At 62.7% G+C, this 26,219-nt stretch carries 25 protein-coding genes and 1 pseudogene; 9 read left to right on the top strand and 17 right to left on the bottom strand.

All coding sequences use genetic code 11. The features are described from left to right. Positions 1-170: 170 nt before the first annotated feature. Both ilvA and Q1M07_RS15495 read right to left on the bottom strand, forming a co-directional pair. Positions 171-1,682 carry a threonine ammonia-lyase, biosynthetic gene (gene ilvA, locus Q1M07_RS15500; RefSeq protein WP_300454965.1) on the bottom strand — a complete coding sequence of 504 codons (1,512 nt, stop codon included), beginning with the start codon at positions 1,680-1,682 and terminating at the stop codon, positions 171-173. Positions 1,683-1,824: 142 nt separating this feature from the next. Continuing rightward, a complete protein-coding gene (locus tag Q1M07_RS15495) occupies positions 1,825-3,336 on the bottom strand; it encodes a hypothetical protein (RefSeq protein ID WP_300454962.1) in 1,512 nt (503 codons plus the stop codon). 298 nt (positions 3,337-3,634) lie between these two features. Between Q1M07_RS15495 and rpsP the strand changes: the two genes are divergently transcribed. From rpsP to rplS, 4 genes are read left to right on the top strand one after another with little or no spacing between them, the layout of a single operon-like run. Beyond that, positions 3,635-3,886, top strand: a complete 252-nt coding sequence (gene rpsP, locus Q1M07_RS15490) for a 30S ribosomal protein S16 (RefSeq protein WP_300454960.1) — start codon at positions 3,635-3,637, stop codon at positions 3,884-3,886. A 42-nt stretch (positions 3,887-3,928) separates the two neighbouring features. Continuing rightward, positions 3,929-4,465 (top strand): ribosome maturation factor RimM, encoded by a 537-nt coding sequence (gene rimM / locus Q1M07_RS15485; protein ID WP_300454958.1) that lies wholly within the window; start codon positions 3,929-3,931, stop codon positions 4,463-4,465. Between the two features lie 29 nt (positions 4,466-4,494). Beyond that, positions 4,495-5,283, top strand: coding sequence for a tRNA (guanosine(37)-N1)-methyltransferase TrmD (gene trmD, locus Q1M07_RS15480; RefSeq protein WP_300455377.1), 789 nt, complete (start codon positions 4,495-4,497; stop codon positions 5,281-5,283). Between the two features lie 23 nt (positions 5,284-5,306). Then, a complete protein-coding gene (gene rplS / locus Q1M07_RS15475; protein ID WP_300454956.1) occupies positions 5,307-5,672 on the top strand; it encodes a 50S ribosomal protein L19 in 366 nt (121 codons plus the stop codon). Positions 5,673-5,745: 73 nt separating this feature from the next. Here the strand turns inward: rplS and folE2 are convergent, their stop codons facing one another. The 4 genes from folE2 to Q1M07_RS15455 all read right to left on the bottom strand — a co-directional run bounded on the left by folE2 (position 5,746) and on the right by Q1M07_RS15455 (position 9,685). Continuing rightward, entirely contained in the window at positions 5,746-6,573 is an 828-nt protein-coding gene (gene folE2 / locus Q1M07_RS15470) for a GTP cyclohydrolase FolE2 (protein ID WP_300454953.1), read from the bottom strand. A gap of 20 nt (positions 6,574-6,593) precedes the next feature. Beyond that, positions 6,594-8,486, bottom strand: coding sequence for a 1-deoxy-D-xylulose-5-phosphate synthase (gene dxs, locus Q1M07_RS15465; RefSeq protein WP_300454951.1), 1,893 nt, complete (start codon positions 8,484-8,486; stop codon positions 6,594-6,596). 63 nt (positions 8,487-8,549) lie between these two features. Continuing rightward, positions 8,550-9,473 (bottom strand): farnesyl diphosphate synthase, encoded by a 924-nt coding sequence (locus Q1M07_RS15460; RefSeq protein ID WP_300454948.1) that lies wholly within the window; start codon positions 9,471-9,473, stop codon positions 8,550-8,552. Then, positions 9,470-9,685 carry an exodeoxyribonuclease VII small subunit gene (locus tag Q1M07_RS15455; protein WP_366984154.1) on the bottom strand — a complete coding sequence of 72 codons (216 nt, stop codon included), beginning with the start codon at positions 9,683-9,685 and terminating at the stop codon, positions 9,470-9,472. Before Q1M07_RS15455 ends, Q1M07_RS15460 begins: the two co-directional genes overlap by 4 nt. 266 nt (positions 9,686-9,951) lie before the next feature. Here Q1M07_RS15455 and Q1M07_RS15450 point away from each other — a divergent pair, with 266 nt between their 5' ends. After that, positions 9,952-10,317 carry an STAS/SEC14 domain-containing protein gene (locus Q1M07_RS15450; RefSeq protein ID WP_300454942.1) on the top strand — a complete coding sequence of 122 codons (366 nt, stop codon included), beginning with the start codon at positions 9,952-9,954 and terminating at the stop codon, positions 10,315-10,317. Next, positions 10,314-11,162 carry a sulfurtransferase gene (locus Q1M07_RS15445; protein ID WP_300454939.1) on the top strand — a complete coding sequence of 283 codons (849 nt, stop codon included), beginning with the start codon at positions 10,314-10,316 and terminating at the stop codon, positions 11,160-11,162. The genes Q1M07_RS15450 and Q1M07_RS15445 overlap by 4 nt, the downstream gene beginning before the upstream one ends. Before the next feature lie 4 nt (positions 11,163-11,166). Here the strand turns inward: Q1M07_RS15445 and Q1M07_RS15440 are convergent, their stop codons facing one another. The 3 genes from Q1M07_RS15440 to rarD form a co-directional block, all read right to left on the bottom strand. Next, positions 11,167-11,757, bottom strand: a complete 591-nt coding sequence (locus tag Q1M07_RS15440; protein ID WP_300454936.1) for a TetR/AcrR family transcriptional regulator — start codon at positions 11,755-11,757, stop codon at positions 11,167-11,169. Between the two features lie 5 nt (positions 11,758-11,762). Next, positions 11,763-13,787 carry an NADPH-dependent 2,4-dienoyl-CoA reductase gene (locus Q1M07_RS15435; RefSeq protein ID WP_300454933.1) on the bottom strand — a complete coding sequence of 675 codons (2,025 nt, stop codon included), beginning with the start codon at positions 13,785-13,787 and terminating at the stop codon, positions 11,763-11,765. Between the two features lie 180 nt (positions 13,788-13,967). Then, complete coding sequence (gene rarD / locus Q1M07_RS15430; RefSeq protein ID WP_300454930.1) at positions 13,968-14,855, bottom strand: EamA family transporter RarD; 888 nt, start codon at positions 14,853-14,855, stop codon at positions 13,968-13,970. Positions 14,856-15,242: 387 nt separating this feature from the next. On the opposite strand from rarD, the gene Q1M07_RS15425 reads away from it, so the two are divergent. Next, complete coding sequence (locus Q1M07_RS15425) at positions 15,243-15,665, top strand: OmpA family protein (protein WP_300454926.1); 423 nt, start codon at positions 15,243-15,245, stop codon at positions 15,663-15,665. A gap of 10 nt (positions 15,666-15,675) precedes the next feature. On the opposite strand, the gene Q1M07_RS15420 is transcribed toward Q1M07_RS15425, so the two are convergent. From Q1M07_RS15420 to Q1M07_RS15405, 4 genes are all read right to left on the bottom strand, one after another. Further along, complete coding sequence (locus Q1M07_RS15420; protein ID WP_300454923.1) at positions 15,676-16,974, bottom strand: MFS transporter; 1,299 nt, start codon at positions 16,972-16,974, stop codon at positions 15,676-15,678. Positions 16,975-17,051: 77 nt separating this feature from the next. Next, entirely contained in the window at positions 17,052-19,217 is a 2,166-nt protein-coding gene (locus Q1M07_RS15415) for a bacteriohemerythrin (RefSeq protein ID WP_300454920.1), read from the bottom strand. Between the two features lie 442 nt (positions 19,218-19,659). After that, on the bottom strand, positions 19,660-20,256 hold the full coding sequence (locus Q1M07_RS15410; RefSeq protein WP_300454917.1) for an NAD(P)-dependent oxidoreductase: 597 nt from the start codon (positions 20,254-20,256) through the stop codon (positions 19,660-19,662). Positions 20,257-20,465: 209 nt separating this feature from the next. Beyond that, positions 20,466-20,891 carry a luciferase family protein gene (locus tag Q1M07_RS15405; RefSeq protein ID WP_300454914.1) on the bottom strand — a complete coding sequence of 142 codons (426 nt, stop codon included), beginning with the start codon at positions 20,889-20,891 and terminating at the stop codon, positions 20,466-20,468. 183 nt (positions 20,892-21,074) lie between these two features. Between Q1M07_RS15405 and Q1M07_RS18775 the strand changes: the two are divergent. Continuing rightward, positions 21,075-21,254, top strand: a pseudogene (locus tag Q1M07_RS18775) (LysR family transcriptional regulator); the annotation flags it as partial. 91 nt (positions 21,255-21,345) lie between these two features. Next, complete coding sequence (locus tag Q1M07_RS15400; RefSeq protein WP_300454911.1) at positions 21,346-21,738, top strand: LysR substrate-binding domain-containing protein; 393 nt, start codon at positions 21,346-21,348, stop codon at positions 21,736-21,738. A 345-nt stretch (positions 21,739-22,083) separates the two neighbouring features. Here the strand turns inward: Q1M07_RS15400 and Q1M07_RS15395 are convergent, their stop codons facing one another. The 4 genes from Q1M07_RS15395 to Q1M07_RS15380 are packed head-to-tail and all read right to left on the bottom strand — an operon-like array spanning position 22,084 to position 26,219. Beyond that, entirely contained in the window at positions 22,084-22,650 is a 567-nt protein-coding gene (locus Q1M07_RS15395) for a hypothetical protein (protein ID WP_300454908.1), read from the bottom strand. Beyond that, positions 22,632-24,122, bottom strand: a complete 1,491-nt coding sequence (locus Q1M07_RS15390; protein WP_300454905.1) for a serine/threonine-protein kinase — start codon at positions 24,120-24,122, stop codon at positions 22,632-22,634. The genes Q1M07_RS15395 and Q1M07_RS15390 overlap by 19 nt, the downstream gene beginning before the upstream one ends. Next, positions 24,119-24,955, bottom strand: coding sequence for a Stp1/IreP family PP2C-type Ser/Thr phosphatase (locus tag Q1M07_RS15385; protein WP_300454902.1), 837 nt, complete (start codon positions 24,953-24,955; stop codon positions 24,119-24,121). The genes Q1M07_RS15390 and Q1M07_RS15385 overlap by 4 nt, the downstream gene beginning before the upstream one ends. A 7-nt stretch (positions 24,956-24,962) precedes the next feature. Next, the gene (locus Q1M07_RS15380) at positions 24,963-26,219 is read right to left on the bottom strand and encodes a serine/threonine-protein kinase (RefSeq protein ID WP_300454899.1); all 1,257 of its coding nucleotides are present in this window, start codon (positions 26,217-26,219) and stop codon (positions 24,963-24,965) included.

Below are 26,219 nucleotides of genomic sequence, written 5' to 3'. Positions count from 1 at the left end.
GTAAAAACCTCCGCAAAACGATTGGAAATGAGTCAGATTTAAGCCGCCGAGAGCGCTAACCGCCAAAGTTTCCGACATCGGCGTGCTCGCTTTGACATCACGCGGCCGGCATTTGTGTCAGACAATGAAACTTGTTGCCCCAGTTGGAAGAGTAGAGGCGACGCGCCGCCTTAGGCCAAAAAAAGTCGGTAAGCGGGGTTGCTGCTTTCGTTCCAGTGCGCGTAACCCAGCTGTTCGAGAAAATCCTCGAAATCACTCATCTCGTTAGGGGGCACCTGCATTCCGACCAGCACGCGACCGTAGTCCGCTCCATGGTTCCGATAGTGGAACAGGCTGATGTTCCAGCCGGCGCTCATGCGACTCAGGAAGTTCATCAGCGCGCCGGGGCGCTCGGGAAACTCGAAACGGTAGACAATCTCGTCGCTGATTTGCGGCGAGTGCCCGCCGACCAAGTGACGAATATGGCCTTTGGCCATTTCGTCGTCGGTCAGGTCGAGCGTCGGATAGCCGTTGCGGCGCAAATGATCGAGCAGTCCGACCGATTCAGCGCGCGACGCCACCTGCACTCCGACAAAGATGTGTGCGGCGCGCGGGTCGTTGTAGCGGTAGTTGAACTCGGTTACGTGGCGCGACCCGATCAGGGCGAGAAACTGCTTATAGGCGCCGGGTTTCTCGGGCAGAGTGACGGCAAAAACCGCCTCTCGCTGCTCACCGATTTCGGCTCGTTCCGCCACGAAGCGGAGGCGATCGAAGTTGAGGTTGGCGCCGGAGGCGGTGGCGATCAGCGTCCTGCCGGTAAGCCCGTGGCTCTCGGCATAGGCCTTGGCGCCGGCTACCGCCAGAGCCCCGGCCGGTTCCAGGATGGCTCGCGTGTCCTCGAAAACGTCCTTGATGGCGGCACAGATGGCGTCGGTATCGACCAGAACCATTTCATCGACGTACGTCTGACAAAGGCGAAAGGTTTCCTCGCCGACGTACTTGACGGCTGCGCCGTCCGCGAAAAGTCCGACATGCGTCAGTCTGACGCGCTTACCGGCTCGCAGTGAGCGCGCCATGGCGTCGGAGTCAGCCGCTTCGACCCCAATGATCCGGGTTTCTGGCCGCAGGCGCTTGATGTAGGAAGCAATCCCCGATATCAGGCCGCCGCCGCCGACACAGCAGAAAACGGCATCGATCGGCAGCGCGTGCTGGCGCAAGATTTCCATACCGATCGTGCCCTGGCCGGCGATCACCTCGGGGTCGTCGAAAGGATGGACGAAGGTCAGCCGCTCGGCCGTCTCGAGTTCGAGGGCGTGCGTGTAAGCATCGTCGTAGGATTCGCCCGCGAGAACCACTTCCCCCCCCCGCACCTGCACCGCTTGTACCTTGATCTGGGGGGTTGTCGTCGGCATGACGACGACCGCTCGGCATCCGACTTTGGCGGCCGCAAGCGCCACTCCCTGCGCGTGGTTGCCGGCCGAGGCACAGATGACCCCGTGCCTAAGTTTCTCGGTCGAGAGATGGACGATCTTGTTGTAGGCGCCGCGCAGTTTGAACGAGAAAACGGGCTGCATGTCTTCGCGCTTGAGCAGGATGCGGTTGCCCGTCCGCGCCGACAAACCAGGCGCGTAATCGAGCGGCGTTTCGATGGCCACGTCGTAGACCCGTGCGTTGAGAATTCTCTCGAGGTAGTCGGTGTGCATGGCCGTCGACGCGCTTTACAAAGGGGGGAGACGAGTTTGCCGGTGCCCCGCACTCCGGGCCGGCAAGAACTGGCGCGGGGAACGCACGCACAGAGCGATTTTGGTCGCCGAATCGAGAACGGTGCACAAGCGCGGACGCCGATCAGAAAGGGTTTTCGTCCGGTTCGATGGCGACGATATCGACGCTTCCGGTTTGCTCGTCGATATGGGTGCTTTTGACTTCGCGCACCATCAGATTACCTTTCTCGATTACCAGAATCAGCTTTTGTTGCTTGTCCGGCAAGGCCCCGGAGGCGACCACCAGCAGTTGGCGGGAGCGCAGCAAAGGAATTTCGGGCAGGATGAGAACGCGCAAATGCTCGGTCCCCAGGGCGCCCGAAGGTTTCGCGAGAATGGCCGGCACAGCCGTCGGGGCAAGGATCTGGAGACCCAGTTCGAGATGCTCGGGGTTCTCCGACAGTGCCCAGCGGACCAGGCAGACTTGCCAGTTCTGCTCGCCGCCGGTTCGTACTGCCGCAATGTCGCCCACTGACAGTGTTCCTGTCTTGCCGGAAACGTGCATCACGGCGTAGCCGTCGGGACTTTCGTTGGTGATCATCCAGGTCGACAACTCGACGTTGGCCGCGTCCCCCTGCTGACACAGTTGCCAGAGGCCGTCAATGCCGGTACTCAGAACCGTTCGATGATTTTGTCGGCGGCGCTGAAAACGACGTTTACCCGAGTCGCTCCAACGACCAGCCAGTCGTCGCAGGACGCCAATTCCCGCCGGGGTGTCGGCAAAATCCGGCAGGTTGATGCTCCGTGCCGGAGTGCCGCCTTCGAGCTGGGCAATTTTTGTTTTGAGCAGCGAGGTCAGCAGGACGCAGGAAAAGCCCTCCTGCACGGTGGTCGGTGGCGCTAGCTTGCGTGAACAGGAAATGGCCGGCACGTCACGTTGCGGATCGATCCAGAAGGTACCGGGAGAGATTGCCGCCGCCGCGGCAATCGGCTCGATGCGGTCGGCGAAGCGTTCAAAGAGGGTGGCGAGGAAAATGACTTCGCGCGCCGTGAGCGACGCCGGTTGCGCGCAGCCGAGCAGAACCGCCGTGTGGTAGACGTGTTGCAGACTGCTTGCTACGCCATTCGGAATCACCGCCTCGAGTTTGCGGCTGCGCGCCAAGGCAAAGGTCTGGTGCAACTGCTGCCAAGCCCCGCTGCGGGCCGGTGCGGCGATCAGATGGCCGATCATCAGCTGTTGCGCCAAGGCATTCAGGCTGCGCCACAGTGCCACGTCGGGAGCCCGGCGCGGGTCGGCCGGGTCAGGTGTGTCAAGCAAGGCAAGTGTATCGTCAGCCAGCATTTGCAGCAGATCCAGAACGCTGCGCACAATGCGCCTGGTCTTGCTGGGAACCGGCAAGCTGAGGTCGTGAAGCAACGGCAACAGGCGGTCGACGACCGAGCAACTACGCAGATAGAGGCCTTCGAGCGCGCGCGCCCGTTGTGGCAACGTACCGCCAACGTCCTGCAAGGCTTTGAGGTTGGCGCGCAGCGACGGGAGTTCGTCGGCCGGCTGGGGGGCTGGCGGTTCAGCCAGCCACTGCAGTATGGTTCGTATGCCTGAGTGCCCGGTAGCGGTCCCGTCGGCGTCGTTGGCAGAGGAGGTGTACTTGGTCATCAGGCTACCTGGCAAGGAAGTCTCGCATCGTCAGGCGAAGAGGCCGCCGGCCGGAGCTTCCGGCGGCGCGATACGAATACGGCGCAGTTGAGGCAGAAGTCATAAAATCAACACCTTGGCCGGCGCTCACGGGTGGGCGGATTATACCGTTGAGGCGCCCCAGGGTGGGCGGCTTCCTGCCGCACAGATCACTTTTCCGCCGACGTCTTTTGGCAACCGACGGTTTCATACATCGGCTCGCGTGTTCGCCCATTCTTGTTATAATCCCACCCTTTTTCTGGATTCGGAAGAGATTATCATGGTTGTGATTCGCTTGGCCCGTGGCGGCGCGAAAAAGCGCCCCTTCTACAATATGGTCGTAGCCGATGCGCGCGCTCGGCGCGATGGTCGCTTCATCGAGCGCATCGGTTTCTACAACCCGCTGGCGGCTGGCCAAGAACAGGGCTTGTACGTCGCCGCCGATCGACTCAGCTACTGGCAACAACAGGGTGCGCAGCCGTCGTCGACCGTGGCGCGGCTGCTCAAGCAGTCGGCCAAGGCGGCCGCCTGAGCCTTGCCCGGCGGCTTCCGGCCTGAAAAGGCCGGGTCGGCAGTGACGGAAAACGAAGCGCCACCGGCCGACATTGTTGTTCTTGGCAAGATTGCCGCGCCCTATGGGCTACGTGGCGCGGTGCGCGTCTATCCGTTTGCCGACGATCCGGCAGCCTGGTCCAAGCTGTCCCACTGGTGGCTGGGTCGCGAGGCCGACGCGCCCGCGTTGTGGCATCGCACGCGTCTACTGAAGTGCAAGCAGCACAACGACCTGCTGATCGCCGACCTGGCTTGCCTGGCCGACCGGACGGCCGCGGAGGCACATACCGGAATGCTGGTGGGTACACCCCGCGCCGAGTTGCCGCCGACGGAACCCGACGAATACTACTGGGCCGACCTCGTTGGCTTGGCGGTGATCAATTCGCGCGACCTATCGCTGGGCCACATCCTCGGCCTGATCGAAACCCCGGCCAATACGGTGTTGCGGGTTGGCGATGGCCAGAGCGCGGAACGGTTGCTGCCCTTCGTCGCCGCGGTGGTACTCGACGTCGACCTGCCGCGCAGGCGTGTTCGCGTGGATTGGGAAATGGACTGGTGACGTCGGGACTGGTGATGTCGGCGGACGGCATGCGGTTGTCGGCACCGGCACTGATCGTCGATGTCGTCAGCCTGTTCCCCGAAATGTTCGCCGCACTGACCACGGCGGGAGTGACACGGCGGGCGCTGGAAGTCGGGCTGTGGCGCCTGAACCTGTGGAATCCACGCGATTTCACGCACGACAGGCATCGTACGGTAGATGACCGCCCCTACGGTGGCGGTCCGGGAATGGTGATGATGCCGCAACCGCTTGAAGCGGCAATCAAAGCGGCGCGCGAGCGGCAGTGCCTGACGAGCGGGAAGGCTGGTCGGGTGATCTGTCTTTCGCCCCAGGGCGTGTTGCTCACGCATGGTCGCGTAATGCAACTGGTGCGGGCAGGCGAGGCGCTGATTCTGGTCTGCGGTCGCTATGAAGGGATAGACGAGCGCGTGATCGAAGCCTGCGTGGACGAAGAGATTTCGATCGGCGATTATGTCCTTTCGGGCGGCGAGATTCCCGCGATGGTGTTGATCGATGCGCTCGTCAGGCAATTGCCGGGGGTGTTGAACGATACCGAATCGGCGCAACAGGATTCCTTTGTCGCGGGCTTGCTGGATTGCCCGCACTATACGCGGCCCGAGGAACACGGCGGGCGGCGGGTGCCGGATGTCTTGCTTTCCGGTCACCATGAGGAAATTCGGCGTTGGCGCTTGCAGCAGGCGCTGGGCCGGACGTGGCAACGGCGTCCCGAGTTGTTGGCGGGGCGCTCGCTTTCGAAATCGGAAACGCAACTCCTGGCGCAGTTTCAGGAGCAATGCGGTCAGGACAACAATACGTAATTCGCGTGCATGGAGTTTACAAAATGAATCTGATCGAGCAACTTGAACAAGAGGAGATCGCCCGCCTGGGCAAGGTCATCCCGGTATTCGGTCCTGGCGACACGGTCGTCGTCCAGGTCAAGGTGAAGGAAGGCGCTCGCGAGCGCCTGCAGGCCTACGAAGGCGTCGTAATTGCGAAGCGCAATCGGGGGCTCAACTCGAGCTTCATCGTGCGCAAGGTATCATCGGGCGAAGGGGTCGAGCGGACCTTCCAAACCTACTCGCCCCTGGTCGCTTCGATCGAAGTCAAGCGGCGTGGCGACGTTCGACGCGCCAAGCTGTACTACCTGCGCCAGCGCTCCGGCAAATCGGCCCGCATCAAGGAAAAGCTGACGCGCAAACAACGCTGAAACGCGCCGCTACCGTCTACGGGAAAAACCTGGCGGAGGTCGGCGGAACCGCCAGGTTTCCTGCGCCGGGAGTTCAGGCGGGAAGCGATTTATTGCGCTTGTCGTTCTCGATCAGCGCGTACGCCGAGTGGTTGTGGATCGATTCGTAGTTTTCCGACTCGACGACGTAGGAGTCGATTCGCGGCTCGAGATTGAGCCGCGCTGCTACGTCACGCACCATGTCCTCGACGAATTTTGGGTTGTCGTAGGCGCGCTCCGTCACGTACTTCTCGTCGGGCCGCTTGAGCAGACCATAAAGCTCGCACGACGCCTGGCTTTCGACCAGTTGAACCAGTTCTTCGATCCAAAGGTGTTCGTTGATGAGAACGGATACCGTCACCTGCGAACGCTGATTGTGCGCGCCACGCTCGGAGATTTCCTTCGAGCACGGACAAAGGCTGGTAACCGGGATAGCCACTTTGATCGTCGACTCGATGTGCCCTTGTGCGATCTCGCCAATCAGCGTGACGTCATAGTCCATTAGGCTCTGGACGCCGGATACCGGTGCCGCCTTGTTGATGAAGTAGGGAAAGCTCATTTCGATGTGACCCGTCTCGGCTTCCAACCGGGCCACCATCTCCCGCAGCATGGCGGGAAAGTTCTCGACCGAGATTTCACGCTCGTGGCCGTTGAGAATCTCCACGAAGCGTGACATGTGTGTTCCCTTGAAGTTGTGCGGCAGGCTCACGTACATGTTGAACATGGCGATCGTGTGCTGAATGCCGCCGGACTTGTCGAGAACCTTGACCGGATGACGGATCGCCTTGATCCCGACCTTGTTGATGGCCAGTTGCCGGGTATCGGCCGAGCCCTGGACATCGGCCATCACGGCTGAACTGCGTACGGTTTCGGGTGCGTTCATTGCTGCTCCTGAGAGGGTTATTATCCTGTAGGTGGATGCGTTCCCTGCGCCGCATCCACGGTCATATCTTGATGCGCACGGACGGCGCCGACGATGCCGTCCCGGTCGAGGCCGATTTCCGCCAGTAGCAAAGCTTGTTCACCGTGTTCGATGAAACGGTCCGGAATTCCGAGGCGCAACAAGCGGGCCGGGCTGACAGCTTCTTCGAGAACCCGCTCGACCTCCGAGCCGGCACCGCCGATCACGGCATTTTCTTCGACGCTGACCAGCAGCGAATGTTCCGCCGCCAAGGCAAGGATCAGTTCACGGTCTATCGGCTTCACGAAACGCATGTTGGCGACCGTAGCGTCGATCTCCTCAGCCGCGGCCAGTGCGGGGGCGAGCATGCTGCCGAAGGCGAGCAATGCCACCTCCTGCCCGCGGCGACGAATTTCACCTTTGCCCAGTGGGATACCGTCCAGCGCCTTGTCGACCGCGACGCCAGGGCCCGTGCCGCGTGGGTAGCGAACGGCGCTTGGACTGTCGAGATAGTAGGCCGTGGTCAGCATTTTGCGGCACTCGTTCTCATCGGTCGGCGCCATGACCACCATGTTCGGGATGCAGGTCAGAAATGAAATGTCGAAAGCTCCATGGTGCGTCGGCCCATCGGCACCGACCAGGCCACCGCGGTCGAGCGCGAAGACGACGGGCAGACTCTGCAGGGCGACGTCATGCACCAGCTGATCGTAAGCGCGTTGCAGGAAGGTCGAGTAAATGGCCAGCACCGGTCGCAGCCCTTCACAAGCGAGGCCGGCGGCAAAAGTCACGGCGTGTTGCTCGGCGATGCCGACATCGTAGTAGCGCTCCGGGTAGCGTTCGCTGAAACGCAGCAGGCCGGAGCCCTCGCGCATCGCCGGTGTAATACCGACCAGGCGCGAGTCGGCGGCCGCCATATCGCACAACCAATCGCCGAAAATCTGCGTGTAGGTCGGTTTGGCGCCACTCGGCCCGCCGGCGATGCCGACCTCGGGCTTGAACTTCGATACCCCGTGGTAAAGGATCGGATCGACTTCGGCCAGTTTGTATCCCTGGCCTTTCTTGGTAATCACGTGCAGGAACTGCGGTCCCTTGAGGTGCTTCAGGTTCTGCAGCGTCGGCACCAGCGATTCGAGGTCGTGGCCGTCGATCGGTCCGATATAGTTCAGCCCCAGTTCCTCGAACAGAGTGCCCGGCGTCAGCATCCCCTTGACGTGCTCTTCGGCGCGTTTGGCGAATTCGCGCAGTGAAGGCGAGAAATCGAGAATTTTCTCGCCCGCCTTGCGCGCTGCATTGAAGGTGCTGCCTGAGAAGAGGCGTGCCAGGTAGCGGTTGAGGGCGCCGACCGGCGGCGAGATTGACATGTCGTTGTCGTTGAGGATGACCAGCATGTCGGCGTCGGCCACACCGGCGTTGTTGAGCGCTTCGAAAGCTTGACCAGCAGACATCGCGCCATCGCCGATGATCGCCACCACCTTGCGCGATTCACCCTGGATCTTGGCGGCCAGCGCCATTCCCAGCGCGGCGGAGATCGAGGTCGAAGAATGGCCGACACCGAAAGTGTCGTAGCGACTCTCGCTGCGCTTCGGAAAACCGGAAACGCCGCCGTGCATGCGCAACTTGGCCATGCCGGCACGCCGCCCGGTGAGAACCTTGTGGGCGTAGGTCTGATGGCCCACGTCCCAGACCAGACGGTCGTGCGGCGTGTCGAAAACATGGTGCAGAGCAACCGTCAATTCGACCGTGCCGAGGTTGGACGACAGGTGCCCGCCGGTTCGGGAGACGGATTCGACCAAAAAGGCGCGCAATTCGTCGGCCAGTTGCGGCAACTGTCGACGATCGAGCTTGCGCACTTGCGACGGATCGCTGATGGTATCGAGCAGAGGGTAACGGGTCATGGTCTTTCTTGGGTCCAGCAGAAGGGCTCGGTGATGGCCAGGCGCAGGGGCCGGAGGCGGGAATCAGAACTTGCGCCGAGCGATGAATTCGGTCAGTTCGATCAGGCGCCGGCGACGCTCGCCAAACTGGGAAAGTGCTTCGAGGGCCTGGGTTTGCAGGTCGGCGGCCAGTTCACGGGCCCGTTCGAGCCCCAGCAGGCTGACGTAGGTCGGTTTTTCGGCGGCGGCGTCCTTGCCCGCCGTCTTGCCCAGCGTCGCGGTGCTCGCCGTGCAATCGAGGATGTCGTCCACCACCTGAAAAAGCAGGCCAGCGCGTTTGGCAAAGCGGTCGAGAGACGCGTTTTCCGGAATAGACAGCGCGTCGCCGCACAACGCGCCGAGCAACACCGCGGCGCGGATCAGAGCCCCGGTCTTGAGCGCGTGCATCAGTTCGAGTTCAGGCTGGTTGAGGCTCTTGCCGACCGACTCGAGGTCTATCGCCTGGCCACCGGCCATGCCGCAGGAGCCGCTGGCGCGAGCCAGCAGGCGCACCATTTCCAGTTGTCGGCCGTGATCGCCGATGTCGGCGCGCGCCAGGAGTTCGAAAGCGAGCGACTGCAAGCTGTCGCCGACCAGCAGGGCCGTGGCTTCGTCGTATTCGACATGACAGGTCGGCCGGCCACGTCGCAGGACGTCGTCATCCATGCACGGCAGGTCGTCATGCACCAGCGAGTAGCTATGAATAAGCTCGACCGCGCTGGCGACTACTTCCAAGCGTTCGCACGGTGCGTCGGTCAGCTCGCCGGCGGCAAAAACGAGCAGTGGACGCACACGCTTACCGCCGTCGAGACTGGCGTAGCGCATCGCCCGGTGCAGGCGGGCCGGAATGGCTTCGCCGGATGGAAGGCCGTGCGCTAGGGCCGCTTCGACCTGTGCCTGGACGCTGCGCATCCATTCCGGAAAGCTCGACTCCCGCGACACCGCGCGAAGAGGCCGCGTGCCGCTCATGGCGCCGCTTCGCCGTTCGGCTCGAAGTGGCGCAGCATTCCGTTGTCGAGGATCTGTATCCGTTGTTCGGCGTCGTTGAGCTGCTGCTGGCAATGCCTGAGCAACTGGCTGCCGCGCTGATAGGCGGCCAAGGCCTCGTCGAGCGGCAGACGGCCCTCCTCCATGTTCTGGACGATCCGCTCGAGTTCGCCAAGCGCTGCCTCGAACTTCAAATTGCCAATCGGGGTTCCTTCCTCCGCGGACGCGTCAACGTCCGCCCTACGCTCGGAGTCTGCTGGTGGCATTGAAAAGGCTCGAATCAAACTGGAGAAAATAGCCGATTAGTGGGCCTCCGGTCAAATGGAAAACATGCCGGGACGCGTGATCGGGCGCGCTTCGTCGACCCGTTGGCCGCCCGATTGACTCCCGGTCCGGACTCCAACAGCGGCACGGACGGTTGCGACTGGTGCTAAACTTGTGCAACATTAGGGGGTCCGCCATGATTGTCATCGAAGAACAGCCGAAACGAGTCGAAGTCACCGTTTACGCGGAATTTGCCCTGGCCGACTACCAGGAGTTCGAGAATGCGGTCAATTACGCGATCCAGTTCGAAGGGCCCGTGGACCTGTTTTTCGACCTGCGGGAGATGGCGGACTTCACGCTCGACGTGGCTTGGGAAGATATTGTCTTTGCCCGCGCACACGCCAACGATTTCCGGCGTATTGCCGTGCTGACACACAGCCAGTGGGTGGCCTGGAGCGCATGGCTGGCGCAGATTTTCGTACGCGCCGAAATGCAGATTTTCGACGACGAAGCCGAAGCACGTTCGTGGCTGGCAGCAGACGAGACAGGAACCGCCGAGTGAGCTTATCGACGCTCGTCAGTAGCAGCGTTCTGGCCGAGCACCTGAACGATTCCGGCTGGCGCGTATTCGACTGCCGCCATCAGTTGTCGGACGTGGACGCCGGTGCCCGCGCCTACGCCAGCGGGCACTTGCCGGGGGCGTTTTTCCTCCATCTCGAGCACGATCTATCAGGCCCTACGAACGGCCATAACGGTCGCCATCCCTTGCCTGCGCCACGCGTTCTGGCGGACAAGCTTGCCGCGGCTGGCGTCTGCGCCGCGACGCAGGTGGTCGCTTACGACGATGCGGGAGGAATGATCGCGGGGCGGCTGTGGTGGTTGTTGCGCTGGCTGGGTCATGACCGCGTTGCCGTGCTCGACGGCGGCATCGATCGCTGGCTGGCCGAAGGCCGACCCTTGTCCACCGACTCGCCAAAGTCCGCGGCGAGCATATTCGAGGTCGCGCCGCGCGACTGGGTGGTGAGCAGCGATCGCTTGTTGGCCGATCTGCACGACCATCGCGTCTGTCTGATCGATGCGCGCAGCCCGGACCGCTTTCGCGGTGAGAACGAGACCCTCGATCCGGTGGGAGGACATATCCCCGGCGCACGCAACCGTTTTTTCCGCGACAACCTGGACACCGATGGCTGCTTCCGGCCCGTCGCCGAACTCCGCCGGGATTTCCTCGCCCTGCTGGCCGACTGTTCGCCACAGCAAGTGGTGATGTCCTGTGGATCGGGCGTTACGGCGTGCCACAATCTGCTCGCCATGGAACTGGCCGGGCTGCCGGGTGCACGCCTCTATGCCGGCTCCTGGAGCGAATGGTGCAGCGATCCGGCACGCCCGGTCACACGTCAGGCCGATTGACGCCTCAGGCGAGCAGTAAGCTGGCCGCGGCGTCGGCGATCTCGTCGAGCGACAGTCCGCCGTCGGGCCGGTACCACTGAGTGGTCCAGTTCAACATTCCGAAAAGAAGGAGCCGCAGCGGTCCGGCCGAACTGCGCAAGCGGCCGGCGACGGCCAGTTCGTCCAGTGTGGTTTGCCACATCTGCTGGTAACGATCGCTTACGGCCGCAATCTCGGCCCGCGCTGGCGCGTCCAGCGAGCGCGTCTCGTAGAGTAGCATCGGTGCATGGCAACTGCCTTCGAGAAGGTTGCCGAGATGCGCCCGGATCATCGCGCGCAAGCGTTGCGCCGGATCGGCGAGTCCCGCGCTGGCCGCCTGGAGGCGGCGGTAGCCGGCTTCCAGCCCCTCGATCATGGCGGCCTTGAGTAGCTCCTGCTTGCTGCGGAAATGGTAGAAGGGGCTGCCCGAACGCATGCCGACCGCTTCGGCAATGTCACGCGTCGTCGTCGCACCAAACCCCTTTTCGACGAATAATCGTGCCGCTTCGCGCAGCAAGTCTTCGCGACGATTGGCGTCAGCCGCGAGGCCTTGGCGCGGTTTGCGATCGGCCGGCATGGCTTTCAGAGCGTCGCCGCGAGGCGCGTGCCCTGATCGATGGCGCGTTTGGCGTCGAGTTCGTTGGCCACATCGGCACCGCCGATCAGCGACAGCGGAACCTTGGCCACCAGTAACTCCGCCTCGAGTTCGCGGCGAGGTTCCTGTCCGGCACAAATGATCACGTGATCGACCGGCAGGCACTGCGGCTGGCCGTCGACGACGATGTGCAGGCCGCTATCGTCGATGCGTTCGTAAGTCACTCCGGATAGCATCTGCACGCCACGCGTCTTGAGCAGCGTGCGGCGTATCCAGCCGGTGGTCTTGGCCAGCCCATCGCCGACTTTGCTCGTCTTGCGCTGCAGCAGCCAGACCTGCCGTCGTGTCGGCTGGCGGATCGGCGCTCTTAGCCCGCCGCGCTCGGCGAATTCGGGGTCGATACCCCACTCGCTCTGAAAACGCTCGATCTCGTCGCGTTCGTCGTCGACATGCGTCAGAAATTCGGCGACATCGAAACCGATGCCGCCCGCACCGATGATCGCCACTCGTTTGCCGGCGACCCGATAGCCTTCGATCAGGTCAGCGTAGGAAATCACTTTCTCGTGCTCTATCCCCGGCAGGTCGGGCCGCCGAGGGACGATGCCGGTGGCCAGGACGACGTGATCGAAACCGGCTTCCACCAGTTCGGACGCTACGCAGCGTTTGCCGAGTTCGAGGTACACGCCCGCCTGCCGCAAGCGGCGATCGAAGTAGCGTAACGTTTCGCTGAACTCTTCCTTGCCGGGGATGCGGCGTGCCAGGTTGAACTGCCCGCCGATCTCGAGTGAGGCATCGAATAGCGTTACCTGGTGCCCGCGCTCGGCAGCGGTCAAGGCGCAGGCCATTCCCGCTGGTCCGGCGCCAACGACCGCGATCCTCGCCGATCGCGCGGCTTTTTCGATGACTAGTTCGGTTTCCCGGCAAGCGCGCGGATTGACCAAACAATAGGTCAGCCGACCTTCAAAGATCTCGTCGAGGCAGGCCTGATTGCAGGCGATGCAGGTATTGATCTCGTCCGCCCGACCGGCCGCCGCCTTGTTGACGAAAGCGGCGTCGGCGAGAAATGGACGGGCCATCGAAACCATGTCGGCGCAGCCGGATGCGATCACTTCTTCGGCGACTTCCGGAGCGTTGATGCGGTTGGTGGTGACCAACGGAATTCCAACCTGGCCCATCAGACGCTTCGTCACCCAGGTGAAAGCGGCGCGCGGCACCATTGTCGCGATCGTCGGGATGCGCGCTTCGTGCCAGCCGATGCCGGTGTTGATGATCGTCGCCCCGGCCGCCTCGATCGCCTTGGCAAGCGCAACGATTTCCTCCCAGCTACTGCCGCCTTCGACCAGATCAAGCATCGACAGCCGGAAAATGATGATGAAGTTCGGCCCGGTCGCCGCCCGTACACGACGCACGGTCTCCAAGGCAAATCGGCAGCGATTCTCGAAGCTGCCGCCCCAGCTATCGTCACGGGAATTGGTTCGCTGGGCAATGAACTGATTGATCAGGTAGCCTTCGGAGCCCATCACTTCGACGCCGTCGTAGCCGGCGAACTGCGCGAGGCTGGCACAACGGGTGTAGTCGTTGATCGTTCGTTCGATCTCTTCTTCGCTGAGTTCGCGCGGGCGTATAGGCGAGATCGGTGCCTGCAGCGCGGACGGAGCCACGGCGCCGCGATGGTAGGCATAACGGCCCGTATGCAGGATCTGCATGGCGATCTTGCCATCCGCCTGATGCACGGCATCGGTGATACGCCGGTGCTTTTCGGCCTGGGCCTCGTTTTCGAGTACCGCCGCGCCGGGCATGACCACGCCGTCCTGATTGGGAGCAATACCGCCAGTGACGATCAGGCCGACGCCACCTCGCGCGCGCTCGGCATAGAACACCGCGAGGCGGGCGAAACCCTGCGGCACTTCCTCGAGACCAGTATGCATCGAGCCCATCAGGACGCGGTTCTTCAGTTTCGTGAAGCCGAGGTCGATCGGAGCCAGCAGGTGAGGATAGGCAGTCTGAAGCATGATTCGTTTCTCCTGGGGCGAAAAGGCCATCAACGGATGTCTGATGAAAATATTAGCAAGCAAGCGCTTGTTGGATTATCGAGTATTGACGCTCGGCTGGCAACATCGTTCGGCTCCTGGTCTCGGCGCCAGGATCTGGCCAGCGAGCCGCGTCCGTCAGAGTCCGATGTCGGCACGCGATCAGCTCGGCCGGCGGTACTTGCTCCAGGCGCTGCCACTATAAAGCAGCAGGCCAAGCCAGATCAGACCGAAGCTGCCGAGGCGAGCGCTTGGCATCGCCTCACCAAACAACCAGACCGCGGTGACGAATTGGAGCGTCGGATTGATGTACATCAACATGCCGACGCTGGCCAGATCGAGCCGCTGGGTGGCGGCGGCAAAGGCCATCAATGGCAGCGCGGTGAGCGCACCGGCACAAACCAGCAGGCCGCTGGTTGCCAGATCATGGCCTGTGAACACCGAATGACCGTTCCGTGCCTGCCACCAGGCGTAGAGTGCACAAACGGGCAGCATCGCCAGCGTTTCCAGCCAAAGGCCGGAAACGGCGTCGACCGGAAGCTGCTTGCGCACCAAACCGTAGGTTCCGAAAGTGCCGGCGAGGACCATCGACACCCAGGGCAGACTGCCGCTGGCGACAATCTCGTTGAGCATGGCGGCCACGGCCAAGGCCACCGAGGCCCATTCGAGGCGGTTCAGGCGTTCCTTCAGTACCACCAGTCCGAGCAGAATATTGACCAGCGGGGTCAGAAAATAGCCGAGGCTGGACGCGACGACCTGTTGGCTGGCCACCGCCCACAGGAATACCAGCCAGTTGCTGCCGATCAGAAGTGCGGCGACGGCCAGCATCGCCAATTGGCGCAACCGCCCGAAAACAGCCGCGACATTGCGCCATTGACGGCGCAGCGTGAGCAGCAGTCCGACCAATAGGCAGGCCCAGACGGCGCGATTGCTCAGCACGTCCATCGGCGAAACGTGCGACAGCTGGCGGAAAAAAAGCGGGAAGAATCCCCAGACCCCGTAGGCGAACAGGCCGTAGCCAATGCCGCTCAATTGCCGTTTGGCGTTCATCGGACACCCACCTCCGGCCTGGGATACCGGGCGCTACCGAAAGCGGAGCGCGGCGCTGGTGAAAGGCTTGGGTGCATCGGACCATCTTGCCACAGAAACCCGGATGGCGGCTTCAGCATAGTGCGCCACTGTCGCGGCGGACGAGTCGCCCGAAGGTGCTACGTACTTGGGCGCCGAGATCAAACGTGCGGCCCGGCGGCAGCCCGTTCGACACCAATCATTGCTACACTAGCGCTCCCGCACTCGAGCGCGTGTGCGTGCTTCTCCTGATTCTTCCTGCCGATGCCGTTACCTCGCCATTTCCTTCCAAGCTGTCTGGCTTGCCTGCTTGCCCTTAGCGGTTGTGGTACGACAAACAATCCGCGGCCCGGAGATTCCGGTCAACTCGTGGCGACCAAGGAGCCGGTCTCGCGGCCGCCGGCGCTTGCCGTCCGTGCGGCCGCCGCCAAACCGACACCTTTTGTCGATGAAGAGGCGATGCGAGTCGTCTATTTCGCTTTCGGCGAAGCGATGATCGACAGCGAGAGCGCTGACATCCTGCGTCAAAATGCCCAGAAGCTGAAGGAAGATCCGCAACTGGTCGTCACCCTGGTCGGTCATACCGACAATCTCGGCAGCGCAGCCTACAATCTCGCCGTTGCCGACAAACGTATCGAAGCGGTAAGCGATCGCTTGCGCTCGCTCGGAGTACCGCGCAACCAGATTCGCCGCTTGCCGGTCGGCAGCGAGCAAAGCAGCAAACAGTCCTGTGACAGCGAGGCTTGCCGGCGCAAGATGCGGCGCGTCGAACTCGTCTACGAGCGGCGCTGAACGCCGCGTTTCAGGTGGCTGCCGGTTGCCAGATGTTTCGGCAACTGGTTTCCCGGATCCACCATGTCGCCAGTGCGCCGAGGCCGGCCGTGCCGGCCAGCAGGAGCAGGCCGGCATGAAAGTCGGCCGCCGTATACAGGCGCGCGCCATTTTCCGTCAGACCGCCCTGCCAGGTCCGGTCCATTACCCAGCCGACCAGAGGTTGCAGGATGGCCGCCGAGAGAAAGCCCCCCATGTTGGTGACGCTGGTAGACATTCCTGAGAGCAGGGGTGGATTGACCTCCTTGGCGCAGGCCCAGGTCAGGGTGAAACTAGCGGTGACCAGCCCCATGAGGGCGAACAGCAGATAGCTCAGCGTTAGCGGCAGCGCGGATCCGGATAGCCAGACCAGCCAGATCAGCGCGTACATATGACTGCCTGTGACCAGCACTGGCTTGCGCCGGCCCAGCCGGTCGGAGAGCGTGCCAATGAAGACGCAGCCCACGGCGAAACCGGCAAAGTAGAGGCTGACGTGGTTGGCCGCCAAGGCGCGAGTCATGCCATGTACACCAGTCAGAAAGGGGCTTGCCCAGAGGCCGGCGAAGGCAAAGAAACTACCGCAGATGCCGAAGTTGGCGCAAGCCACCGGCCAGGTGTCGCGGTTTCGGAGCACCGCCAGCAAGCCTGAAAGTACCATCGTCCGGTCGAAGCGCGGCTTGTGGCCGGCCGCCGACGAACGGTCGGCATCGTCCTGCGGCTCGCGCAGCAAGTACCAGCAGCCGATTCCCAAGAGCAGGGAAAGCAAGGCCAGGCCGACGAACACGCCTCGCCAGCCGGTAAGCTGCGCCAGCCACGAGAGGGGGGCACCGGCGAGTACGGATCCGAGGTTGCCAATCAGCATGCTGACTCCGACCAGGCTGGCAAAGCGGCGCTCATCGAAGGAAACGGCGATGATCTTGAGCATGGCGATGAAGGTCACCGACACGCCCAGACCGATCAAGGTACGTCCCAGCAAGGCGACGTCGAGACTGGGCGCGAGACCGAAGAGCAGACTGCCGACGCCGCCCACCAGACCACCGAGCAGGAGAATCAGGCGTGGCCCGAGCGTATCGACGAGGATGCCGGTCGGCACCTGCATGACCGTATAGACATAGAAATAGGTGGCCGCCAGAACTCCGAGTGAGGATGCCGTCGTGTTGAAGGCGCTGATCAGATCCTGGGCGATGCCGGCTGGCGCGAAACGCTGGAAGAACGACAGCACGTAGGCGGCGACGACAATCGACAGCGCCAGGCTGCGGTGACGACGCTGTTGACGCGAAAGATCAGTCATCGGCCTGGCGTCCGCCGCGCGTGACGCACAGCGACGGGACGCGCGCCGGACAGTGCCGCCCGATGCTTTCGCATGGCTCAGGAAACCCCGCGGCTGGCCAGGTCGCGGGCCAGCGCTCGGTCGACTTTGAGAATGTGGTTGACCAGCCAATCGCGCAGGAAACCCATCAACTCGATCGAAATCGAGCTGCCGCTGTCGTATTGACGCTTGAACTTCGAGACCTCTTCGATCAGCTTGCGATGCGCCGCAAGGTGCGCCTCACGATTGCCATAGCGGTGTTTTTCCATCAGTTTCTCTTCAAACGCGAAATGGTTGACCGTGTAGTTGACGAGTTCGTCGAGCAGCGAGCCGCAGGCCGGACGTCCGGCTCCGGAACGCATGGCTTGGTTGAGGCGGTTGGCGATGTCGATCAACACCTGGTGCTGACGGTCGATCTCGGCGTGGCCGACGGCCAACGCGGCCGTCCACTCGAGCAAGGGCTTGCCCGGCGAACGATCGCCCGCCGTCAGCGCTTCGTTGGCGCCAATCTCGCCGATCCGGAAGTGCTGGACCATCGAGAACATCTCGTTCGATGCCTGTTCGAGTGCGGCTGCCGATTTCAGCGACTGCGCGATGACATTCTCGGTTTGCCCGGAAGCGGTCATTACTTGGTCAACGTTGCGTACGATGTCTTCGATCCGTCGTGTTTGGTCGAGCGTTGCCTGCGACAGGGCCTGCATTTTATTGAGCGTGTCCTGGGCCTGTTGCTCAATCGCATGCAGGGTGTCGGCGGCCGAGCTGGCCTGCTCGACACCACTGGCGATGACCGGCGCTGCCGCGTCCATTCCTGCCACCGCGCTCTCGGTGTCGCTGCGGATGCCCTGCAGAATCGCGCCGATCTCACTCGTCGCCTTGCTGGTTCTTTCGGCCAGCTTGCGTACCTCGTCGGCCACCACGGCAAAGCCGCGCCCCTGCTCGCCGGCACGGGCGGCTTCGATCGCCGCGTTGAGGGCCAGCAGGTTGGTTTGATCGGCAATCTCCTTGATCACCTGGGCCATCTGGCCGATCTCGCCGGTGCTGGCGACCAGTCGTGAAACCTTGTCGGACGAGGCCGCCACGGTGTCGGCGATGGCGTGCATTTCCGCCGCTACCTTGGCCGCCACGTCGGCGCCATCGTGGGCTCGCCGCGCGACTTCGTGGGCTCGCTCTTCGGTCGCATGCACCAGTCCGTTGACGACGCCGACACTCGCCGAAACATCGTCGATCGCCGAGCGCGTCTGTCTGACCGCGCTGGCCTGTACCTGGGTGGCGAGGTTGATCTCGTTCGATTCGGCCGACAGGCGCTCGATGCTGGCCTGCACCTTGCTGGCGTTGCTGAAGATCGCCCGCAGCATGTCCTTGAGGTTGTTCTGCATTTTCGCCAGGACGAACAACACGCTATCCCTGTCGCCCGGTTGCAGTGGAACGACGTGCGTCAGATCACCTTGTGCGATGTGGCTGGTCACTCCCAGTGCAACGCGCGGCTCGCCGCCGAACTCGCTGACGATGCTCTTCCTGATCAACCAGCCGGCCAGCAATAGCAGCAGGGTGGCAAAAATGGCCAGCAGTACGCTGGGGACCGCTTGCTCCAGGAAAATCCTCTCCATATCGTCGATGTAGATGCCCGACCCGACGACCCAGCCCCAAGGTTCGAACTTCTTGACGTAGGAGAGCTTGGTGAAAAGTTCGTTGGTGACACCGCCACCGGCCAGCGGTTTCGGCCAGCGGTACTCGACGTAGCCCTCACCGGCCTGATCGACCACTTCGTTGAAGCTGACGAAGAGATTCTTTCCCTCGACGCGGACTCTTGGGCCATCGGCCCCGGCTTGCAGCGACGTCGCCTTGTCGAAGCGCGCCTCGTCGAGAACTTTGCCGTCGAGGGCCGGCACCGTCGGATGCATCACCATCCGTGGTACCGGCTTGCCGAGATCGTTGATCCAGAAGTACTCCGTTTTTTCGTAACGCAAGCGCTTGACGGCCGCCTTCGCCTGCTGCCTGGCCTCCTCCTCGGTCAGGGCGCCGGCCTTCTGCAAGCCGTGGTAATGCTCCAGAATGCCGGTCGCCACTTCGACCAGGTGGCGCGTCTTCACCTGCCGGTCACTGTACAGCAGGTCATGCTCCGACCACAGGCTTTCCCCGACGATGAGCAGCATGGCGAGCAGAGCCAGGACCGCCATCAGGGAAAGACGATTGATCAGACTGAGTCGACGCAGCGCCGCGATCATGCCAATTCCCTCCGTTCACCAACCACATGGGATGCTGTACCAATCGGGCCAAAGATGCAAGCGCGTACGCATAGGTCGCGCCAAGGCGGCACTGACGCTCGAGCGAAGGTCTGAGGTTCTGCCGGCGAAACACGGCCAAGAACACACAGCACGCTAACAGGGGAGTGAATGGCGGCCAGGCACGGTAACGCAGCAGCGCCCCAGATGGCTGGGAGTTCCCGAATTCTATTACGCCGGACCGTTAAAACAGGGAGATCGCTCAGAAACAAGGCCCCCATTCGCTGAAATCGCCGCGCGACTGGCTGCGTTCCCGGCTTCGCTCCGGCTGGAATTCTGGACTTGACTCCTCCCGTTTTGTGTATTGGGTAGACCTCTGCCAGCGATCAGAACAGTGTAGCCTATCCCCGATGACGCTTCTTCCAGGTTGAGAGGCCGCCTGAACTCATCTGGCCGACAAAGCCGGCTTCTGTCGCATGTAGGTCGGCGCTTCCGCCTGGCTAACCATGAACTCGGCAACCGACCGGCGGGGAATGCGGCCGACCTTCAATCCTTTATGGTACTTCACGTGAACCCTGAACGGCCCGGAGGGCCCGTTGGTCAGCAAGCCTGGGCGGATGAACATCCAGTTGAGGCGAGATTGTTCGATCATTTGTTCCAGCCGTGTCTTGTCTTCATAGACCTCCTTCAGGACAAAGCGGAACAGCAGCCCCATCAGCGGGCCATGGTAGATGCCACTTTCACTTGCTCCGAATCCGGTGAGAACCAACACCGGCGTATCCCCAATTTCCGGCTGGATTTCGAGCAGCGCGCGGCCAAAATCAGAGTAGAGGGTTGTCGGCTTGGTGCTCATCCCTGTACCCAGGCAAACCAATATCGCCTCGGCGCCGTCCACCGCGCGTTGCAAGTCGTCCGTTCGGGTGGCGCTACTGCGTATCCGGGTGATGGCTGCGCCCTTCGGCAGCGCGTCAGGGCCGCGCGACAGGGCGAGCACCTGGTGCCCCCCGCTCCAGTGCAACTTGAACACATTGCCGGCCCACACCAGCCGAAGCGCCGATAATGCTGAATCGCTTTCCCGTGATCCACGCCCCTAGCACACCCAGCATTGCGAAATTGCCGCAACGCGTGTTCCGAACTGTCGTTGCGCCATGCGCTGCGTGTGGCCGTCGCCGGAACGAGAACACACGAGGATTTTGCGCACGATGCGGTCGCCTGATCGTCAATGGGCAGCGCTTGCGTGGCTACCCAGGTCTACAGCATTCCGCGAGCGTTGGCGTGCGAAATGCCGAGCAACAGTTTTGCCCAGGCAAGTTCGGCACGGTCACGGGGGGCGAATACGAAGACGGCATCAAGCGCCTGCGGATTGACGATCGCGAAAGGGTGACGCAGAGCCCAAGCCTTGTCGATCGCTGCCGTGCGGAACGGCTCAGGAAGTGTCATGTGCATGCTGCCGATAGGCGGGTTGTGAACGTGAGCAAATTCCCGGTCAACCAGGAAGGCACGGCGATCCGCTGGCGATGGCATGGGTAGCGTAAGTGCGCGCGCACCTGCCGGAGCAATACGTGTTTCCTGCTCAATTACGCCCTCCAAAGAAAACGCAAACGCGATCAGTTCCTCGATCACGCTCCAATCGTCAGGGAATTGGTCCAATTGCTCCTGCGGGGTGGCTGGCGACATGCGCGGAGGCACTCCTCTGCGTGGCGGAAGCGTAAGCAGCTGATCCATGAAGTCCATCGATAGTTCTCGGCAGTTGTTGCGGTGTTTTCGCGGGTGTCGTTCCTGCAGTAGGCAACTTGGTCGGATAATAGGCCACCACGGCCAGCCTGGATATCGACCGTAGAACAACACAGAATTCCAATAGTGAAAGAGTCCGTACTCTCTCTGCCCGATATCCACCTGTTTGTCGAAGTGGCACGCACGGGCAGCTTCAGCCGCGCCGGCAGCCTTCTGGACGTCCCGCTGCCGACCGTGTCGCGCCGTATCGCCGCGATGGAACGTCGGCTGGAGGGGCAGCTTTTTCAGCGCACGACGCGTAAAGTTGCGCTTACTCCGAGCCCGACCGTTTTAGCGCTGTCTCGATGTGGTCGCAGCCACGGCGGCTGCGCAAGCGGCGATCGACAAGAGCCGTGCAATGCAGGAGCGCATTCGAATTGCCATGCCGGTCGATCTGGGAGTCGACATCGTCGGTCCCATCGTTGGCCGCTTCTTGGCCGAGCATCCTGGGCTGCACGTCGAGTTCAACCTGTGGTCCCATGTCGCGGACCCTTTTTGCGACCCGATCGATCTTGCCTTCCGTATCGGCAAGGTGGTCGATCAGCGCGTGGTGGCACGCCGAATTGCGACGATCACCAGCGGCTTATATGCCTCGCCAGTCTACTTGCAGCGCCATGGCACGATTGTCTCAACAGACCAGTTGGACAAGCGCTGTGCCGAACCTTCGCACATCAGCGGGCGACATGCCTTGGACAGTCGGCAACCGGCGTTGGGCAAGCGCTCCGGGTCGGTGCGCGATTTCCGCGAATAGTGTTTCGCTACTCAGATCTTTGGCCGAAGAAGGGCATGGCGTAGCCCTGCTCCCGCGTCATCTGGTACGCGAGAGTCTCCACGCCAACAAGCTGGCGGCCGTACTGGCGTCGGAAAAAACCCCCTAACTGCTCTCTCTTCGCGGTGACGGCATCGCGCCTTATCTCGAAAGGAATGCGTTTGATGATCGTGCATGTGGCAAACGAGCTGCATAGGTCTTACGCCAGGATTCTCTAGGAGACTGTCAGGCTTGAGCGATTTCCTGCGCCGGCGGAAAGGGTGGTCGCTATTTCCCGGCTCCTCGTGACATAAGCCCATCAGGTAGCCCGAAGCGCCCCCGTGCTCCTTAGCGCCGGGAGACGGCGAGACTGGCACTACGCTCGAACTGCACACCACCACCGAAGAAACTCACCTCAACCGAATAGATGCCGGCCGGAGCGCTGGGCGGGATGCCGATGAACGCGTCGACACGCCACCTGCCGGGCCGGAGTTCGAAGCGCCGCGAAACGTCCTCGAAAACGGTGTTGCCTTTGTAAGTGATGCGGCGCGAGAGGTCGCCGACTACTACCTCCCCGGTGCGTGCCGGGCACAAGGAATACGTCATGCGGTGATTGAACTCCTCCCCGGCGACAAGGCGCGGCGGCAGAATCTCGTTCAACTCGACCGCCACGTAGGGACGCGTCAGGCTGGCACAGCCACGCTCCTTCCAGACGGCATCGGGCAGGCTGACCAGAACTTCGCCGGGCTTGCGCATCCCTTTTTCCATCCGCCAGAGCCACGACTGAATGGTGTCGGCAGGCGCAAAGCCCTGCCCCCCGCCGGCACAGGCACTCAACAGCAGCACAGCGGTGGCGAGCAACAATACACGTGAAAACACTATTGTCTGGTATTTCTTCATTTTCGAATCGTCCATCCTCCTGTCGAACCGACTTCTTCGCGTCTAACGACTGGCGGAATCGGGTCACTGCGAACCGAAGCCTGTGGCGGCGGCTCGGCACGTGATCTCGCAACCACCTTCTGCTCGGCGGAACTACGCACAACCACCCGCTGGCCGGAGTCCGCTGCTCGGGCAGGGCTTGACGGTTTGGGCAACGCCGGGCCGGTGGCGGGAATGCCCGACTCTTGCGGTGCAAGTGCCTGCACCGGGCCGGAGGACGTAGGCAGAGTGGCCGGGCGTACGGAGTCGCTCGCCGGCAGCGCTGGTGCGCTGAATGAAGCCGTAGACGGTGAGTCGGCAGCCACTGGACCCGCCGGTGTGGACGAAACGGTTGCTGACCGGCTCGCCTCGGGTTTGTGCGCCAGCTCGCCAGAAGTCTGCGGTGCCGCTGTTTTGGCCCGGCCACTCCACCAAGCGAGTGCGCCTACTACCAGCAGGGCAAAAACCAGGGCAACAATTCCCGGGTAGCTTCGCCAGAACACTTGCTGCCTTGCCTCCCCTACCGCCCGTCCGACCCCGCTCGCCGCAACTCCTTCCTGCGCGGCCGTGCCGGTCGTCGCGGGAGGTGTCGCGGCCGGCGTGACGATCAAGCGTGTCGCCGGTGCCGCTTGCGGGACGCTGCTCAGTCCCTCGTTGCTCAGCAGCGCTTCGAGCGCGTTGCGAAAGGCAGCAGCGTCGGGGTAGCGCTGCGACGGATCCTTGGCCAGGGCGCGCGCCAGTACCTCCTCGAGCTTGGTCGGCAGGCCGGCCGCAAACCGGTGCAATGGTGGCGGCGGCTCTTCGATCTGCGCTTTCATGAGTTCGAAGTCGGTGCCTTTCGAGAAGGGCACACGGGCGGTCAGCAACTCGAAAAGTACGACAGCCAGCGAGTACAGATCGGAACGAGCGTCGACCTCTCGCCCCTGGACCTGCTCCGGCGACATGTACTCCAGCGTTCCGATCAAGTGACCGCTGCGCGTCAGACGCATCTTTTCGAGGATGCGCGCGATGCCGAAGTCCATCAGCTTGAGCGTTCCATCGGCCGCCACCATCATGTTGGCCGGTTTGATGTCGCGGTGTACCACGCCCGCGTGGTGCGCATGTTCCAGCCCGCACAGCGCTCCGGCGGCGTAACGCAGAGCTTCCTGCCAGGGCAGCGCGCCGCGCCGGGTGACCATTTGGTCGAGCGTTTCGCCGGCCACGAACTCCATAACCATGTAGTACTGGTCGGCGTGCCGAAAGAAGCGATAGACGCCGGCGATGTTCGGATGGTTGAGGCGAGCAAGCGCCACCGCCTCGGTCCGGAAACGTTCGAGGATGTCGGCGCGTGCGGCAAGTTCGGGACGCAGGGACTTGATCGCGACGTCGCGCTCGAGCATCGAGTCGCGGCCCTTGAAGACCTCGCCCATTCCGCCTTCGCCGATTTTGGCGACGAGCTCGAAATCACCGATCATCTGATTGCCCATCATTTGTTCTCCGTTTGGCCGACGACCATCTCACGCGTCACTGGCATCGACTTTTCTGCCGTATCGGGCGTGCGGACGGCAACGATGCCCACCGAAATGTTGTCGCTGCCGTCGCGCTCACGCGCCAGCTCGATGAGCTGTCGGCAGGCCGTCTCGGGATCGCCGGCCTCCACGATGCGGGCGATCTCCTCCGGCTTGATACTGTCGTACATGCCGTCGGAACACAGCACGAAACACTCACCGATCTTCGGCGGATCGCAGCGCCGAGTCGTGATGCGCACTTCCGGCCGCGTTCCCAACGAGCGTACCAGAACGTTGCGCTCCGGGTGATGGCGCGCTTCGGCGGCCGTGATCATGCCCTCCTTGACCATCTGTTCGACCAGCGTGTCGTCCTCGGTCAGTTGCCTGGCCTGGCCCTGGTGGCAGCGGTAGAGCCGGCTGTCGCCGACATGGGCGAACAGTACGTTGCCTCCGACGAGAACCAGGGCGGTGGCCGTCGTGCCCATGCCGGAAAGTGCTCGGTCGGCCTCGGCGGCGCGGTATACCGTCTCATTTGCCTCGGCCATGGCCAGTCCGATCGCCTGCAGCGGGTCGTCAACGGGCGCCGCAAAGTAGTCGCGGCAGACTGTCTGAACGGCCAGAGCGCTTGCCACCTCGCCTCCTTTGTGCCCCCCCATGCCGTCCGCCACGATGGCCAGTACGCCGCGGCGCCTGCGTTCCCCGGGATCGCCCGGGGAAACGAAGGCGATCGCATCCTGATTGGTTTCGCGTACGAGCCCAATGTCCTTGGCCATGCACGCCTGGACTACATAGTCGGGGAACGTTTCGTCAACCATTGGTCGCTCAGCGCTGGTCCTTGGGACGGAGTTGCCAATGAGATTCGTGACCGCTTTCGTGAACCTCGACTTCCAGTCGCAAGTCTTCATATCCCTCTCGCTTGAGCGTCAAGGCCACGTGGCTGCCCACCGGATATTCCCGCTCGAGCAGCTTGGCCGTGGTGCCAATCGGTCGGCCGTCTTCATAGACGTCTGCCGGCCCGTCGATCGTTCCGATGCGCACGAGTCCGAGCGGCACGTTCGGCGCGGCAGCGGGAGGCGTCTGAGCGACGCTGGGCGTGGCGGGCGGCGCCGGCAGTGGGGTTGGACTGCGATTCCAGAGAAAGCCGGCGCTCAGCACGGCGACCAGCAGCAATCCGGCGCCGAACAGCGGCCAATTGTTCCGTGCGGCCTGCCGCCAGTCGGCCGACAACGCGAATCTGGCGGTTTTCGCCGGCGTCAAAGAAGGCTGTTCGATGCGCCCGAGATCGCTCAGCAACTCGCCAGCGTCGCGATAGCGGTCCGTCGGTTCGCTACGCAGGCAACGCCCGATCACGCGCTTGAGTTCCGACGACAGGGGGGAGGTGAGGCTGGGAGTGCGGTAGTCGGCACGCGTGATACGTTCGCACAGCGCGCCGACCGAGTCGGCGGCAAACGGCAGGCTGGCGGTCAGCATCTCGTAAAACAGTACTCCCAGGGCCCACACGTCGCCCCGTGCATCGGCCGCCGTGCCCCGGATCTGTTCGGGCGCCAGGTAATCCATCGTTCCCACACAGCCGCCCGCCATCGTCAGTCGCTTGCTCGTCTGGTCCTTGGCAATCCCGAAATCGAGCAGCTTGACTTGCCCATTCGAAGCCAGTTTGATGTTGGAGGATTTGATGTCCCGGTGGACGATGCCGCGCTCGTGCAGGTAAGCAATTGCCCCGACCACGGAGCGAAAGATGCGTAGCGCGTCATCGACCGGCAAGCCGGCCGACGAGCCCTCTATCCGGTCACGCAGGGTAATACCGTCCACATACTCCATGATGATGCAGGGGCGGCCCTGGAGGTCAGCAAAGTCGTACAGCTCGGCAATGTGCGGATGGTGCAGGCCAGCCTGAATCCGCGCTTCGTTGACGAAGCGCTCGGTCAGCGCCTGCCCCTGCTCGCCACGCCGCAGAACCTTGACGGCAACGACGCGTCCGATCTTCGAGTGTACGGCACGGTACACCTCTCCCATGCCGCCCGACCCGATCAATTCGAGCAAGCGATAGTCGCCGACCGCCGCGTTGGCGAGAGAAGTCAT

Source organism: Accumulibacter sp. (assembly GCF_029255285.1).
In the GTDB taxonomy this organism is placed as follows: domain Bacteria; phylum Pseudomonadota; class Gammaproteobacteria; order Burkholderiales; family Rhodocyclaceae; genus Accumulibacter.
Note: the sequence above shows the minus strand (reverse complement) of the source record. Positions and strands in the feature narration are given on the sequence as shown.

Excerpts from the sequence above, each read along its gene's own strand:
- Q1M07_RS15390 (WP_300454905.1), bottom strand. The coding sequence starts at position 24,122 with ATGATGGGCAATCAGATGATCGGTGATTTCGAGCTCGTCGCCAAAATC.
- Q1M07_RS15460 (WP_300454948.1), bottom strand. The coding sequence starts at position 9,473 with ATGAGCGGCACGCGGCCTCTTCGCGCGGTGTCGCGGGAGTCGAGCTTT.
- Q1M07_RS15495 (WP_300454962.1), bottom strand. The coding sequence starts at position 3,336 with ATGACCAAGTACACCTCCTCTGCCAACGACGCCGACGGGACCGCTACC.
- Q1M07_RS15450 (WP_300454942.1), top strand. The coding sequence starts at position 9,952 with ATGATTGTCATCGAAGAACAGCCGAAACGAGTCGAAGTCACCGTTTAC.
- Q1M07_RS15385 (WP_300454902.1), bottom strand. The coding sequence starts at position 24,955 with ATGGTTGACGAAACGTTCCCCGACTATGTAGTCCAGGCGTGCATGGCC.
- folE2 (WP_300454953.1), bottom strand. The coding sequence starts at position 6,573 with ATGAACGCACCCGAAACCGTACGCAGTTCAGCCGTGATGGCCGATGTC.
- rpsP (WP_300454960.1), top strand. The coding sequence starts at position 3,635 with ATGGTTGTGATTCGCTTGGCCCGTGGCGGCGCGAAAAAGCGCCCCTTC.
- rarD (WP_300454930.1), bottom strand. The coding sequence starts at position 14,855 with ATGAACGCCAAACGGCAATTGAGCGGCATTGGCTACGGCCTGTTCGCC.
- Q1M07_RS15435 (WP_300454933.1), bottom strand. The coding sequence starts at position 13,787 with ATGCTTCAGACTGCCTATCCTCACCTGCTGGCTCCGATCGACCTCGGC.
- trmD (WP_300455377.1), top strand. The coding sequence starts at position 4,495 with ATGCGGTTGTCGGCACCGGCACTGATCGTCGATGTCGTCAGCCTGTTC.
- Q1M07_RS15380 (WP_300454899.1), bottom strand. The coding sequence starts at position 26,219 with ATGACTTCTCTCGCCAACGCGGCGGTCGGCGACTATCGCTTGCTCGAA.
- dxs (WP_300454951.1), bottom strand. The coding sequence starts at position 8,486 with ATGACCCGTTACCCTCTGCTCGATACCATCAGCGATCCGTCGCAAGTG.
- rplS (WP_300454956.1), top strand. The coding sequence starts at position 5,307 with ATGAATCTGATCGAGCAACTTGAACAAGAGGAGATCGCCCGCCTGGGC.
- Q1M07_RS15395 (WP_300454908.1), bottom strand. The coding sequence starts at position 22,650 with ATGGACGATTCGAAAATGAAGAAATACCAGACAATAGTGTTTTCACGT.
- Q1M07_RS15440 (WP_300454936.1), bottom strand. The coding sequence starts at position 11,757 with ATGCCGGCCGATCGCAAACCGCGCCAAGGCCTCGCGGCTGACGCCAAT.
- Q1M07_RS15420 (WP_300454923.1), bottom strand. The coding sequence starts at position 16,974 with ATGACTGATCTTTCGCGTCAACAGCGTCGTCACCGCAGCCTGGCGCTG.
- ilvA (WP_300454965.1), bottom strand. The coding sequence starts at position 1,682 with ATGCACACCGACTACCTCGAGAGAATTCTCAACGCACGGGTCTACGAC.
- Q1M07_RS15400 (WP_300454911.1), top strand. The coding sequence starts at position 21,346 with ATGCAGGAGCGCATTCGAATTGCCATGCCGGTCGATCTGGGAGTCGAC.
- Q1M07_RS15415 (WP_300454920.1), bottom strand. The coding sequence starts at position 19,217 with ATGATCGCGGCGCTGCGTCGACTCAGTCTGATCAATCGTCTTTCCCTG.
- Q1M07_RS15405 (WP_300454914.1), bottom strand. The coding sequence starts at position 20,891 with ATGTCGCCAGCCACCCCGCAGGAGCAATTGGACCAATTCCCTGACGAT.